This window comes from Mycobacterium triplex, from assembly GCF_000689255.1.
Lineage (GTDB): Bacteria > Actinomycetota > Actinomycetes > Mycobacteriales > Mycobacteriaceae > Mycobacterium > Mycobacterium triplex.
This window is the reverse complement of record NZ_HG964446.1, coordinates 2,677,963-2,690,864: the sequence shown is the minus strand read 5'-3', so window position 1 is coordinate 2,690,864 and position 12,902 is coordinate 2,677,963. Positions and strand designations below refer to the sequence as shown.

The following is a 12,902-nucleotide window of genomic DNA, read 5'->3' as shown; positions in this document are numbered from 1 at the left end:
AGGATCGCCCCAGTTCGGTCAGCGATCGGTGTCGTCGCTGTCGACGACGCGGCGGCGGGTCAGCTCCCACCGGCGCGACGGCAACTCGGAGACGTCGCCGAGCGAGCGCACCACGGCCTGCGTCAGGCCCATGATCGCGGCCATCAGCGGCAATAACGGCTGCAGCGGCTTGGCCGCCGAGCGCACCGCGCTGATGCGGCGGGCCACGATCAGGCGCTCGACCGAGTGGTACAGCCAGGCGCCCACTCCCAGCGCGTAGATCGACAGCGCGGCGGCGGCGATGGTCCACCCGTACGCGGCGCACACGACGGCACCCAGCACCACGGTCGCGGCCAGGACGGCGGCGACGAAGGCGCGGAGTTCCAGTCGGGTCATGACGGCGGTTCGGGGTTCTCCGGTGTCGTGGCCGCGGCCGTCGCGGCGGCTGCCCGGACGGCCTCGGCGGCGGCCCGGATCTGCGGCGTCACCATCATGACCTGGCCCAGCACGCCGTTGACGAATCCCGGCGAGTCGTCCGTGGACAACTCCTTGGCCAGCTGCACGGCCTCGTCGACCGCGACCGGCTCCGGCACGTCGTCGGCATAGAGCAACTCCCACACCGCAACTCGCAGGATCGCCCGGTCGACCGCGGGCAGCCGGTCCAGCGTCCAGCCCTGCAGGTGGGTGCTGATCAGGTCGTCGATATGGGCGAACTGGTCGCCGACGCCGCGGGCCACCGCGACCGTGTACGGGTGCAGTGCCTTGACGTCGGGGTTGGCCTCGGCCAGCGCGGCGCGCACGTCGGCGACCTCGGTCGGGCTCAGGCCGCGAGCCTCGGCTTCGAACAGCAGGTCCACCGCGCGTTTACGGGCATGATGGCGTCCCTTGGTAGGCCTCGGCGATTTACCGTCCGGCATGGTCAGGCGTTGACCCGACCCAGGTAGCTGCCGTCGCGCGAATCCACCTTCAGCTTGTCCCCGGTGTTGATGAACAACGGCACCTGAAGTTCCGCGCCGGTCTCCACGGTCGCGGGCTTGGTTCCGGCGCTGGACCGGTCGCCCTGCAGACCCGGCTCGGTGTGGGTGACCACGAGTTCGACCGACACCGGCAGCTCGAGGTACAGGGGTGCGCCGTTGTGGAAGGCCACCTGCACCGGCAGGCCCTCCAGCAGGAACCGGGCGGCGTCGCCGACCAGCGATTCCGGCAGCGGATGCTGTTCGTAGTCCTGGCTATCCATGAACACGAAGTCCGAGCCGTCGCGGTACAAATAGGTCGCGTCGCGGCGGTCGACGGTGGCGGTATCCACCTTCACGCCGGCGTTGTAGGTCTTGTCGACGACCTTGCCCGAGAGCACGTTTTTCAGCTTGGTCCGCACGAAGGCCGGGCCTTTGCCCGGTTTGACGTGCTGAAACTCGATGATCTGCCACAGCTGGCCGTCGATCACCAGCACCAGTCCGTTCTTGAAGTCGGCAGTCGATGCCACGGTCGCTATATCTCCTACGGGAAGGCCAATTTTCAGGGTCTTTCGGTGGCCGGGCAAGGGCCCGGCAGCGGGTTCCGCCGCAAATGGTGCGCGCAGAACAGCACCGGATGCAGCTTACCCGCGCCGCGGTCCGGCGCTAACCGCGCCGCTAGCGGCGCAGCTGCCCGGCCCCGCACAGGCCGAACAGGCCGTCGTTGAGGTCGCAGAGGTCCGACGGGTGGGACGGCGCGACCAGGTCGGACGCGGACGCCGGCGGCAGGTGGTTCGCGGCGAGGTTGCCCAGCAAACCCAACGCGACGCCCGCCGCGATCAGAAGCGGGCCCCGCCCGGCCACCCGGCGAGCGGCCGACATGATGACCCCGGCCGCGTCGTAGTCGTGCCCGACGAACAACACGGCGGTCAGCCAGAACCCGGCGAGAGCGGTGCCCGCGGCGACCACGTAGACGGCGATGACTGCTAGGTAGGCCATTTGCCGAATCCTACGGAACGCCCTAAGTCAGAATGGCCAGGTCCTTGGGGAACCGGGTCAGCAGCTCGGCGGTGGCCGGCCGATCGCCCACGACCAGGGTGTCCTCGATGCGGACCCCGCCGCGGCCCGGCAGGTAGACGCCGGGCTCCACGGTGACGACCGAACCGGCCAGCAACGTCCCGGACGACGTGGCGCCGATGCCCGGTGCTTCGTGAATCTGTAGACCCACGCCGTGTCCCAGCCCATGGCTGAACTGCTCGCCGTAGCCGGCGTCGACGATCAGCTGGCGCGCGGCGCCGTCCACCTCGCGCAGGTCGGCACCCGGCCGCAGCGCCTCGCGGCCGGCCCGCTGCGACTCGGCGACCAGCTGGTAGATCTCCAGCTGCCAGGCGGCGGCTTTACCGGCCTTACCCAGCACGAACGTGCGGGTCATGTCCGAGTGATAGCCGGCCACCAGCGCACCGAAGTCGATCTTGACGAAGTCGCCGTCGGCGAGGACCGCGTCGGTCGGCCGGTGGTGCGGGATCGCCGAATTCGGCCCGGCGGCCACGATCGTCTCGAACGAAATCGCGTCGGCGCCGTGATCGAGCATCAGGGCCTCGAGCTCGCGGCTCACCTCACGTTCGGTTCGGCCGGGCCGCAAACCGCCCCGCGCCACCAGGTCTTTGAGTGCGGCGTCGGCGGCCTCGCAGGCCAGTCGCAGCAGGGCCACCTCGCCGGCGTCCTTGATCTCGCGCAGCGCTTCGACCATCCCGGCGGCCCGCACCAGCTCCGTCTTCCCGCCGTGCTCACCGATCTCGCTGGTCAGTGCGTCGAAGCCGTCCACCGTGACGACATTGCTTTCAAAGCCCAGCTTGGACACGCCGGCGTCGCCCGCCTTGCCCGCCAGGTAGCGGCCGACGGCCCGCTCGATGGCGACCTCGAGATCGGGCGCCTGCGCGGCGGCCTGGGTACGGTATCGGCCGTCGGTGGCCAAAATCGCCTCGCGATCGTCGGCGAAGACCAGCAACGCGCCGTTGGACCCGGAGAAACCTGACAGATAACGGACGTTGATCAGGTCTGTGACCAGCATCGCGTCCAGCCCCTTGGCACCGATCTGGCTTTTTAGATTGTCTCGACGGTGGGAATGTGTCACGACTCACGACGGTACTCGCTACGCTGGTTGGCCATGAGTAACTGGATGCTCCGTGGATTGGCGTTCGCCGGGCTGATGGTTGTCGTCCGGTTGTTGCAGGGGGCAATCATCAATGCGTGGCAGACGCAGGCCGGCCTGGTAAGTGTCGTGCTGCTGCTGGTGTTCGTCGTCTGCGTAAGCGTCTGGGGGGTGATGGACGGTCGGGCCGACGCGAAAGCCAACGCGGATCCGGATCGTCGCGCCGACCTGGCGATGACCTGGCTGCTGGCCGGCCTGTTCGCCGGCATCCTCAGCGGAGCCGTCTCGTGGCTCATCGCGCTGTTCTACAAGGGCCTCTACACCGGCGGCCTGATCAACGAGGTCACCACGTTCGCGGCGTTCACCGCGCTCTGCGTGTTCCTGCCCGGCATCGTCGGCGTGGCCATCGGCCGCTGGCGGGTGGACCGCAATCCCCCGGCCGACCGCGGCGCCGGACGAGACGAGGAACGCGCCGACACCGACGTGTTCGCCGCCGCCCGCGCCGACGACGCGCCGACCGGCGAGATCCCGACGCAGTCCGGGGCGCAGGCCGAGGCGCCGACGTCGTCGGTGGCCACCGCGGAACGCGACGCGCCGACCGAGACGATCCCGACGCGTGCGAACGACGCCAAAACAGAGGTGATCCCGACGCGTGCCGATGACGCCAAGACCGAGGTCATCCGCACCGACACCGACCCGACGAAGGACTAGCCGCTAGCCCTTGTTCGCCAGGTAGCGCAGCGCCAGCAGGTAGCCCTGGACGCCCAGCCCGACGATCACTCCGGTCGCCACCGGGCTCAGGTACGAGTGACGCCGAAACTCTTCGCGCGCATGCACATTGGAGATGTGCACCTCGATCAGCGGTGCCTTCAGTTCGGCGCACGCATCCCGTAACGCCACCGAGGTGTGGGTCAGGCCGCCCGCATTGAGAATCACCGGCTCCCCCGCGTCGGCGGCCAGATGAATCCAGTCCAGCAATTCTGCTTCGCTATCGCTTTGCCGCACAACGGCTTTGAGCCCGAGTTCGGCGGCCTCGCGTTCGATGATCGCGGCCAGCTGATCATGGGTGGTGTCCCCGTAGACCTCCGGTTCGCGTCGGCCCAGCCGGCCCAGGTTGGGGCCGTTGATGACGTTGACGATCATGGCGCACAGACTCCCGCGTAGGCCGTCACCAGCAGGCCCGGGTCCGGCCCCACCAACCGGCCCGGCTTGGCCAGCCCGTCGAGAACCACGAACCGCAGCACACCGGCGCGCGACTTCTTGTCTCCGGCCATGTATTCCAGCAGCTGGGGCAGCGCGTCGGGGTCGTAGCTGACCGGCAGGCCCAGCGAGGTCAGGATCGCGCGATGACGCGCGGCGGTGTCGTCGTCGAGGCGGCCGGTCAGCCTGGCGAGCTCGGCGGCGAACACCAGGCCCACCGATACCGCGGCACCGTGGCGCCACTGGTAGCGCTCTCGGCGTTCGATGGCGTGCGCCAAAGTATGGCCGTAGTTCAGGATTTCGCGCAGCTCGGATTCTTTTTCGTCGGCGGCGACCACCTCGGCCTTGACGGCGATCGAGCGACGGATCAGCTCCGGCAGCACGTCACCCTTGGGGTCCAGCGCCGCCTGCGGATCGGCTTCGATCAGGTCGAGGATCATCGGATCGGCGATGAAGCCGGCCTTCACGACTTCGGCCATGCCGGCCACGATCTCGTTGTGCGGCAACGTTTCCAGCGTGGCCAGGTCGACCAGCACGGCCAGCGGCTGGTGGAAGGCGCCGACCAGGTTCTTGCCGGCCTCGGTGTTGATGCCGGTCTTTCCGCCGACCGCCGCGTCGACCATGCCCAGCAAGGTGGTCGGCACATGCACGATCGAGACTCCGCGCAACCAGGTGGCCGCCGCGAAACCCGCGACGTCAGTGGCCGCGCCACCGCCAAGGCTCACCAACGCGTCCTTGCGGTCAATTCCTATGCGGCCCAACACTTCCCAGATGAATCCGACGACCGGCAGCTCTTTTCCGGCCTCGGCGTCCGGAATTTCGATGCGGTGCGCGTCGACGCCTTTGTCGGCCAGATAACTGCGCATCGCCTCGGCGGTCTGTGCCAGTACCGGCTGATACAGGATCGCGACCCGGTGTCGGTCGCCGAGCAGCTCGCCCAATTCGGTGAGCAATCCGGTGCCGATCACCACCGGGTACGGCGGGTCGACGGCCACCTGCACGGTGACCGGCGAATGGTGATCTGTCATGTGGTGGCCTCTTGCAGGGGCAGCCGGGACATGATGTAGCGCACCACCGCCCCGGGATTGCGGCGGTTGGTGTCGACCCGCATGGTCGCGACCCGCCGGTACAGCGGAACGCGTTGTCCCATCAGGGCGCGGTACTTCTCGGCGCGGTTTCCTCCGGCCAGCAGCGGGCGGACCGACGTGCCACCGGTGCGCCGGATGCCTTCGCGGGCACCGATCTCCAGGTAGATGACGGTGTGCCCGGCGAGCGCCTCGCACACCCCCGGGGTGGTGACGGCTCCGCCGCCGAGCGACACGATGCCGTCGTGGGAAGCGAGCGCCGCGCGCACCACGTCTTCCTCGATGCGGCGGAATTCCTGTTCCCCGTCGGTGGCGAAGATGTCGGCGATGGTGCGGCCGGTCTGCTGCTCGATCAGCACGTCGGTGTCCACATAGCCGACGCCCATGGCCTTGGCCAGCCGTCGCCCGATGGTCGACTTACCCGAGCCGGGCAACCCGACGAGTACCGCCCTGGGGGTCACGGCGGCTACCCCGATGCCTTGGCGCGCGCGGCCGGGGTTTCGTGCTCGGCGACCGCGCGCTGGTAGGCCTCGATGTTGCGCCGGGTTTCGGCCAGCGAATCGCCGCCGAACTTGTCCAGCGCGGCCCGCGCCAGCACCAGCGCCACCATGGTCTCGACGACCACGCCGGCGGCCGGCACCGCGCAGACGTCGGAGCGCTGGTGGATCGCGACGGCCTCGTCGCCGGTGGCCATGTCGACGGTGGCCAGGGCCCGCGGCACGGTCGAGATCGGCTTCATCGCGGCCCGCACCCGCAGCACCTGGCCGTTGGTCATGCCGCCCTCCAGCCCGCCGGCCCGGTTGGTCGAGCGGATCACGCCGTCGGGGCCGGGGTACATCTCGTCGTGGGCCTGGCTGCCGCGGCGGCGCGCGGTCGCAAAGCCGTCGCCGATCTCCACGCCCTTGATCGCCTGGATCCCCATCACGGCGGCGGCCAGCTGGCTGTCCAGGCGGTTGTCGCCGCTGGTGAACGAGCCCAGGCCGACCGGCAGGCCCAGCGCGACGACTTCCACCACGCCGCCGAGGGTGTCGCCGTCCTTCTTGGCGGCCTCGATCTCGGCGATCATCGCCTGCTCGGCGTCCTTGTCGAAGGCGCGCACCGGGCTGGCGTCGATCGCGGTCAGGTCGCCGGGCCCGGGCGGCGGTCCGTCGTAGGGCCGCGACGGGCCGATCGCGATGACGTGGGAGAGCACCTCGACGCCGAGGGCCTGGCGCAGAAACGACCGGGCCACCGTACCGGCGGCGACGCGGGCGGCGGTCTCGCGCGCGCTGGCGCGCTCCAGCACCGGCCGGGCGTCGTCGAAGCCGTACTTGAGCATCCCGGCGTAGTCGGCGTGCCCGGGGCGGGGCCGGGTGAGCGGGGCGTTGCGCGCCGAGTTTTCCAGGTCGGCTGCTCCTGCCGGGTCGACCGGGTCGGTGGCCATCACGGTCTCCCACTTCGGCCACTCGGTGTTGCCGATCTCGATCGCGATCGGCCCGCCCAGGGTGACACCGTGGCGCACACCGGCCAGCACGGTCACCGCGTCGCGCTCGAACTGCATGCGGGCGCCCCGACCGTAACCGAGCCGGCGACGGGCCAACTGATCGGCGATTTCGGTGGAGGTGACCTCCACGCCGGCGACCATGCCTTCGACCACGGCTACCAGTGCGCGGCCATGGGACTCCCCGGCGGTGATCCAACGCAACACGGGTCCCATTCTCCCATGGGGGCATGCGTGGACTTAAATCCCCGCGACGCCTCGAAATCGACGCTAGCGCGTAGGTCTCTCGCAGTTTTCCGCGCCGCCGTCGATCTCGACGCCTGCACCGACGTCAGAAGAGCGCCACCGCCACCGCGGTGGCCAGGCACATCGACGGGCCGTGCGGCACGGCGCCGCGCAGAACCACCCCTGTCACGGCGGTCAGCAGCGGCGCGGCCAGCGCCGCGGCAAACCACGCCGCGACCCCGAAGCAGCCGGCCAGCCCGCCCAGGCCGATGGCCAGCTTCACGTCGCCGGCCCCCATACCGGCCGGCGCGATCAGGTGCACGAGCAGATACAGCCCGGTCAAGGCCGCGGCCCCAGCCAGCGCGGGCCCGCCGCGCCCCACGCACGATGCGGCCACCAGGATCACGCCCGCCCCGGGCAGCGTCAGCAGGTTGGGCAGTCGACGCTGCCGGATGTCGTAGCAGCTCAACGCCGCCAGCCAGGCCAACACCAGCACCGCAGCCGTCGCCCGCACCCGCGAGACGCTAATCCAGGGCGGCCAAAGCGCAAGTCATCGCTGCGCGCGGGGCGGGTTGCCCGGTGAATTGCTCCACCTGCGCGAAGGCCTGATGTAGCAGCATCTGCACGCCGTTGATCACCCGCCCGCCCGCGCCGGCCACCGCGGCGGCCAGCGGGGTGGGCCAGGGGTCGTAGACGGCGTCCAGCAGCACCGGGATCGTCGCGAAGGTGGCGGCATACCGGGACGCCACCTCGGCCGGGATCGTGCTGACCAGCACCTCCGCGGCGGCTACTTCGTCGGCCAGGCCCCTGTCGTCGGGGCCGTCCAGCCCGCGGAAGCGCGTCGCAACGCCGACCCGGGTGCCCAGGTCCACCAGCCGGGCCGCCTTCTCGGGATTGCGCGCCACCACGGTGATGCCGCTGACGCCGAGCTGGGCCAGGCCGACGACGGCCGCGGGCGCGGTGCCGCCCGATCCACAGACCAGCGCCCATCCCGAGGCTCCCCCTATTTGCGCGATCGCCCCCGCCACCCCGTCGATGTCGGTGTTGTCGGCCCGCCAGCCGCGGGGCGTGCGCACCAGCGTGTTGGCCGATCCCACCTGCTCCGCACGTTCGGTGCGCTCGTCGGCGAACGCCAGCGCGGCGAACTTGCCCGGCGCCGTCACCGACACGCCGACCCACTCCGGCCCGAACCCGGCGACGAGCCCCGGCAACTCCTCGGCGCCGCATTCGATGCGCTCGTAGGTCCAGTCGTCCAGGCCCAGCGCGTGATAGGCCGCGAGGTGCAGTTGCGGGGATTTCGAATGCGCGATCGGCGACCCGAGGACGGCCGCTTTTCGCGGTCCCGCGCTAGCGGGGTGTGCTGTCGAGGACACCGTTGTGCTTAGCCAGCTCGATATTGGCCAGATGCTGCTTGTAATCCCTGGTGAACAGCGTGGTCCCCTGGGCGTCGATGGTGACGAAGTACAACCAGTCCCCCGGCTCGGGACGCTCGGCGGCATGCAGCGCGTCGATGCCGGGCGAGCAGATCGCCGTGGCCGGCAGGCCCGGCGAGACGTAGGTGTTCCAGGGCGTCTTCTGGGCCCGGTCGGCGTCGCTGGTGGCCACCTCGCGGCGGTCCAGGGGATAGTTCACCGTCGAGTCGAACTCGAGCGTGTGGTGCGCGTTGAGGCGGTTGTAGATGACCTGCGCCACCTTCGCGAAGTCCTGCGAGTTGGATTCCTGCTGCACCAGCGAGGACACCACCAGGATGTCGTACGGCGACAGCTTCATCGCCTGCGCGGTGTCCACCAGCCCGGACTGCATGTACATCGCGGCCCCGGCGCTGATCAGGTTCGCCAGGATGTTCTGCGGCGAGGCCGACGGGTCGACGTTGAAGGTCCCGGGCGCGATCAGCCCCTCGAGGCGGCGGTGGTCGGTGCCCAGCTCGGTGACCGGCTGAATCGCCCAGGCCGGCACCGACAACACGTTGGGCGGGGTGTTGCCGGCGGCCGCGCGCAGGTCGTCCGACGAGACGCAGTGTTTGTTGCCGTCGAGATCAACACAGGTGGCGCGCGAGATCAGCGTCAGGATGCCCGGGTTGACCTTGTTGGTCTTCATGTCGGTGGTGTCGTCGAGCTGACGGCCTTCCGGAATGACCAGCTTGCCCACCCGGTTGCCGGGGTCCGTCAGGCGCGCGACGGCCGAATCGGCCGGGATCTCGGTGCGCATCCGGTAGAAACCCGGCTGGATCGAGTTGATCGCGGCGTTGCCGTGCGCGGCGTTGATGAAGGCCCGCACGGTCTTGACCACACCCTGGTTGTGCAGCGTCTCGCCGACCATCGTCGTCGAGTCGCCGGCTTGGATCTGAATCACCAAGTCGCGCTTGCCGTCTCCGCTGTAGTCGTCCCCGGCGCCGAACACCGTGTGCCACATCTTGAAGCCGACGAAGACCGCGGCCACCACGATGACGACGAGCACACCCAAGACGATCCGGCCGGTGAAACGCCGGCGCCGGCGCCCCCGCTCGGCCTTGATCCGGGCCATCCGGCTGGTCCGGTGCCGGGGCGGCCCGACGGCGGCCGGCTCGGCCCGTTCGTCCCGCGCGCTATCCACCATCGATGACACTCCCCAGCGTGGCCCGGCGCTGATCCAGCCAGCTCTGCAGGATCGCCACGGCCGCCGCCTGGTCGATCACCGCGCGCTGCTGTCTGGCTCGCACTCCCGCCGCGCGCAGCGAACGCTGCGCGCTGACGGTGGTCAGTCGTTCGTCGGCGAGCCGCACCGGCACCGGCGCGGCTCCCCGCGCCAAGACTTCGGCCAGCGCCTCAGCCACCTCGATCGCGTCGAGCGCCGACGGCCCGGTGCGGTCCGCCAGCGTCCGGGGCAACCCGACGACCACCTCGACCGCTTCCAGTTCGGTGACGAGCTCGGCGAGCCGTCGTACGTGCTTACCGGAGCGGTCCCGGCGCACCGTTTCCACCGGCGTGGCCAGGATGGCGTCGGGATCGCTGGCGGCCACCCCGATGCGCACGCTGCCCACGTCGACGCCCAGCCGCCGTCCCCGCCCGGGGTCGTGATTAGGGTCGCCGGGCCGGTCGGGCAAGCGATGCTCTGCCAAAGCCACTCAACCGACCTGCGCTATCACGGCGATCTCGGAGCGGACCGCCTCTAGCGCCGCGTCGACACCGGTCGGATTCTTTCCGGAGCCCTGCGCCAGGTCGGGCTTGCCGCCGCCGCGGCCGTCGACGGCCATGGCGAGCTGCTTGACCAGGTCATTGGCCCGGATCCCGAGGTCTTGAGCGGCCGGATTGGCGGCGACGGCATAGGGCACCGTCGCGCCGTCGTCCCCGACGGTGATCAGCGCGACCACCGCGGGATCGCTGCCCAGCTTGCCCTTGATGTCGCCGACGAGGGAACGCAGATCGGCCGCCGTCATCCCGCCCGCCATCCGCTGCGCCACCACACGGACGTTACCGATCCGCTCCGCACCGGCTGCCGCATTCGCCGCCGCGGCCTTCGCACCGGCCTGCCGGGCGCGTTCGACTTCCTTCTCGGCGGCCTTGAGCCGCTCGACCAGGTTGGCCACCCGCGCGGGCACCTCCTCCGACGGCACCTTCAGCGACGACGCCAGCCCCGCCATCAACGCCCGCTCCTTGGCCAGGTGCCGGAACGACTCCAGCCCGACGTAGGCCTCCACCCGGCGCACCCCGGAGCCGATCGACGATTCGCCGAGGATGGTCACCGGACCGATCTGCGCCGAGTTGTGCACGTGGGTTCCCCCGCACAGCTCCAGCGAGAACGGCCCGCCGATCTCCACCACCCGGACCTCGTCGGGATAGGCCTCACCGAAAAGCGCCATCGCGCCCATCGCCTTGGCCTTCTCCAGCGATTCGTGGAAGGTGTGCACCTCGAAGTCGGCCTGCACGGCCTCGTTGGTGACTTCCTCGATGTCGCTGCGCTGCTCGTCGGTCAGCGCACCCTGCCAGTTGAAGTCGAAGCGCAAGTAACCCGGACGGTTCAGCGATCCGGCCTGAACAGCGTTGGGGCCCAACACCTGTCGCAGTGCGGCGTGCACCATGTGAGTACCGGAGTGACCCTGGGTGGCGCCCTTGCGCCAGCCGGGGTCCACCGCCGCGATCACCGTGTCGCCCTCGACGAACTCGCCGGACTCGACGTTGACCCGGTGCACCCAAAGGGTTTTGCCGATCTTCTGCACGTCGGTGACCGCCGCCCGCGCACTCTCACCGGAACCCGTCCCGCTGATCGTGCCCTCGTCGGCGATCTGACCACCGGACTCGGCGTACAGCGGCGTGCGGTCCAAGACGAGTTCGACCCGATCGCCGACATCGGCACCGTGCGCGACCACCGGCACCCGTTTGCCGTCCACGAAGATGCCCAAAATCCTTGCCTCGGACGTCAACTCGTCGAAGCCGGTGAACTCGGTCGGTCCGGCGTCGACCAGCTCGCGGTAAGCGGTCAGGTCGGCGTGCGCATGTTTGCGCGCGGCCGCATCGGCCTTGGCCCGGCGCCGCTGCTCGGCCATCAGTTCCCGGAAGCCGACCTCGTCGACCTGCAAGCCGGCCTCCGACGCCATCTCGAGCGTGAGCTCGATCGGGAAGCCGTAGGTGTCGTGCAGGGTGAAGGCGTCCGAGCCGGAAACCACTTTGGCCCCAGCCGCTTTGGTGGTGCCGGCCACTTCCTCGAACAACTTCGAGCCCGACGCCAGGGTGCGGTTGAACGCGGTTTCCTCGGCGACGGCGATGCGCTTGATCCGATCGAAATCGGCGACGAGCTCCGGATACGACGGACCCATCGCGTCGCGCACGGTGGTCATCAGGTCGCCGACGATCGGGCCTTCGATGCCCAGCAGCTTGGCCGAGCGGATCACCCGGCGCAGCAGCCGGCGCAGCACGTAGCCGCGGCCGTCGTTGCCCGGGCTCACGCCGTCGCCGATCAGAATCGCGGCGGTGCGGCTGTGGTCGGCGATCACGCGGTAGCGCACGTCGTCATCGTGGTTGCCTTCCGAACCGGATAAGCCATAGCCGCGCGGGGCGCGCGCGGCCACCATGTCGATGACCGGTCGCAGCAGGTCCGTCTCGTAGACGTTGTGGACGCCCTGCAGGATGAACGCGACCCGCTCCACACCCATGCCGGTGTCGATGTTCTTGCGGGGCAACGGCCCGAGGATCTCGAAGTCTTCCTTGCCGGTTCCCTCGCCGCGCTCGTTCTGCATGAACACGAGGTTCCAGATCTCGATGTAGCGGTCCTCGTTGGCGATCGGACCGCCCTCGATGCCGAATTCCGGGCCGCGGTCGTAGTAGATCTCCGAGGACGGACCGCACGGTCCGGGGATGCCCATCGACCAATAGTTATCGGCCATGCCGCGGCGCTGGATCCGCTCGGCCGGCAGCCCGGCGATCTCCTGCCACAACCGCACGGCCTCGTCGTCGTCGAAAAAGACCGTCGTCCATATCTTTTCGGGGTCCAGGCCGTAGCCGCCGTCGGCGACCGAATCGGTCAGCAAGGACCAGGCCAGCTCGATGGCCTCACGCTTGAAATAGTCGCCGAACGAGAAGTTGCCGGCCATCTGGAAGAAGGTGTTGTGCCGGGTGGTGATGCCCACCTCGTCGATATCCGGGGTGCGGATGCACTTCTGGATGCTGGTGGCCTTCGAGTAGGGCGGGGTGCGCGCGCCCAGGAAGAAGGGCACGAACTGCACCATGCCGGCGTTGACGAACAGCAGGTTCGGGTCGTCGAGGATCACCGATGCGCTCGGCACTTCGGTGTGACCCGCCTTCACGAAGTGATCAAGAAATCTTTTCCTGATCTCGTGTGTCTGCACTCTTTTC

15 protein-coding genes are annotated in these 12,902 nt (G+C 69.5%); 1 reads left to right on the top strand and 14 read right to left on the bottom strand.

Annotation, left to right across the window (positions count from 1 at the left end; genetic code table 11):
- Nucleotides 1–18: 18 nt before the first annotated feature.
- The 5 genes from BN973_RS12655 to BN973_RS12635 form a co-directional block, all read right to left on the bottom strand.
- Entirely contained in the window at nt 19–375 is a 357-nt protein-coding gene (locus tag BN973_RS12655) for a hypothetical protein (RefSeq protein ID WP_036468530.1), read from the bottom strand.
- Nucleotides 372–896: a transcription antitermination factor NusB gene (gene nusB, locus BN973_RS12650; RefSeq protein ID WP_036468529.1), complete on the bottom strand. Its 525-nt coding sequence runs from the start codon at nt 894–896 to the stop codon at nt 372–374. Before nusB ends, BN973_RS12655 begins: the two co-directional genes overlap by 4 nt.
- A 2-nt stretch (nt 897–898) precedes the next feature.
- Nucleotides 899–1,462, bottom strand: coding sequence for an elongation factor P (gene efp / locus BN973_RS12645; protein ID WP_036468528.1), 564 nt, complete (start codon nt 1,460–1,462; stop codon nt 899–901).
- Between the two features lie 148 nt (nt 1,463–1,610).
- On the bottom strand, nt 1,611–1,931 hold the full coding sequence (locus tag BN973_RS12640) for a hypothetical protein (protein WP_036468527.1): 321 nt from the start codon (nt 1,929–1,931) through the stop codon (nt 1,611–1,613).
- Nucleotides 1,932–1,953: 22 nt separating this feature from the next.
- The gene (locus BN973_RS12635; protein ID WP_036468526.1) at nt 1,954–3,066 is read right to left on the bottom strand and encodes a M24 family metallopeptidase; all 1,113 of its coding nucleotides are present in this window, start codon (nt 3,064–3,066) and stop codon (nt 1,954–1,956) included.
- Nucleotides 3,067–3,099: 33 nt separating this feature from the next.
- On the opposite strand from BN973_RS12635, the gene BN973_RS12630 reads away from it, so the two are divergent.
- Nucleotides 3,100–3,795: a B-4DMT family transporter gene (locus BN973_RS12630; RefSeq protein ID WP_198048922.1), complete on the top strand. Its 696-nt coding sequence runs from the start codon at nt 3,100–3,102 to the stop codon at nt 3,793–3,795.
- A 3-nt stretch (nt 3,796–3,798) separates the two neighbouring features.
- On the opposite strand, the gene aroQ is transcribed toward BN973_RS12630, so the two are convergent.
- The 9 genes from aroQ to alaS all read right to left on the bottom strand — a co-directional run bounded on the left by aroQ (nt 3,799) and on the right by alaS (nt 12,895).
- Nucleotides 3,799–4,236 (bottom strand): type II 3-dehydroquinate dehydratase, encoded by a 438-nt coding sequence (aroQ, locus tag BN973_RS12625; protein ID WP_139830225.1) that lies wholly within the window; start codon nt 4,234–4,236, stop codon nt 3,799–3,801.
- Nucleotides 4,224–5,312 carry a 3-dehydroquinate synthase gene (aroB, locus tag BN973_RS12620; protein WP_036468521.1) on the bottom strand — a complete coding sequence of 363 codons (1,089 nt, stop codon included), beginning with the start codon at nt 5,310–5,312 and terminating at the stop codon, nt 4,224–4,226. Before aroB ends, aroQ begins: the two co-directional genes overlap by 13 nt.
- Nucleotides 5,309–5,830: a shikimate kinase gene (locus BN973_RS12615; protein ID WP_036468520.1), complete on the bottom strand. Its 522-nt coding sequence runs from the start codon at nt 5,828–5,830 to the stop codon at nt 5,309–5,311. The genes aroB and BN973_RS12615 overlap by 4 nt, the downstream gene beginning before the upstream one ends.
- 5 nt (nt 5,831–5,835) lie before the next feature.
- Complete coding sequence (aroC, locus tag BN973_RS12610) at nt 5,836–7,056, bottom strand: chorismate synthase (RefSeq protein WP_036472344.1); 1,221 nt, start codon at nt 7,054–7,056, stop codon at nt 5,836–5,838.
- 124 nt (nt 7,057–7,180) lie between these two features.
- Complete coding sequence (locus BN973_RS12605; protein ID WP_036468518.1) at nt 7,181–7,588, bottom strand: prepilin peptidase; 408 nt, start codon at nt 7,586–7,588, stop codon at nt 7,181–7,183.
- 10 nt (nt 7,589–7,598) lie between these two features.
- Nucleotides 7,599–8,447, bottom strand: coding sequence for a shikimate dehydrogenase (locus BN973_RS12600; protein WP_036468516.1), 849 nt, complete (start codon nt 8,445–8,447; stop codon nt 7,599–7,601).
- Complete coding sequence (locus BN973_RS31670; protein ID WP_036468515.1) at nt 8,422–9,669, bottom strand: endolytic transglycosylase MltG; 1,248 nt, start codon at nt 9,667–9,669, stop codon at nt 8,422–8,424. The genes BN973_RS12600 and BN973_RS31670 overlap by 26 nt, the downstream gene beginning before the upstream one ends.
- Entirely contained in the window at nt 9,659–10,177 is a 519-nt protein-coding gene (gene ruvX / locus BN973_RS12590) for a Holliday junction resolvase RuvX (RefSeq protein ID WP_036468513.1), read from the bottom strand. The genes BN973_RS31670 and ruvX overlap by 11 nt, the downstream gene beginning before the upstream one ends.
- Nucleotides 10,178–12,895, bottom strand: a complete 2,718-nt coding sequence (alaS, locus tag BN973_RS12585; RefSeq protein ID WP_036468512.1) for an alanine--tRNA ligase — start codon at nt 12,893–12,895, stop codon at nt 10,178–10,180.
- Between the last annotated feature and the right edge of the window lie 7 nt (nt 12,896–12,902).

What these genes read in the sequence shown, in the direction of transcription:
- nusB (WP_036468529.1), bottom strand. Translation starts at nt 896, where the DNA reads ATGCCGGACGGTAAATCGCCGAGGCCTACCAAGGGACGCCATCATGCC.
- BN973_RS12655 (WP_036468530.1), bottom strand. Translation starts at nt 375, where the DNA reads ATGACCCGACTGGAACTCCGCGCCTTCGTCGCCGCCGTCCTGGCCGCG.
- BN973_RS12640 (WP_036468527.1), bottom strand. Translation starts at nt 1,931, where the DNA reads ATGGCCTACCTAGCAGTCATCGCCGTCTACGTGGTCGCCGCGGGCACC.
- BN973_RS31670 (WP_036468515.1), bottom strand. Translation starts at nt 9,669, where the DNA reads ATGGTGGATAGCGCGCGGGACGAACGGGCCGAGCCGGCCGCCGTCGGG.
- BN973_RS12630 (WP_198048922.1), top strand. Translation starts at nt 3,100, where the DNA reads ATGAGTAACTGGATGCTCCGTGGATTGGCGTTCGCCGGGCTGATGGTT.
- aroB (WP_036468521.1), bottom strand. Translation starts at nt 5,312, where the DNA reads ATGACAGATCACCATTCGCCGGTCACCGTGCAGGTGGCCGTCGACCCG.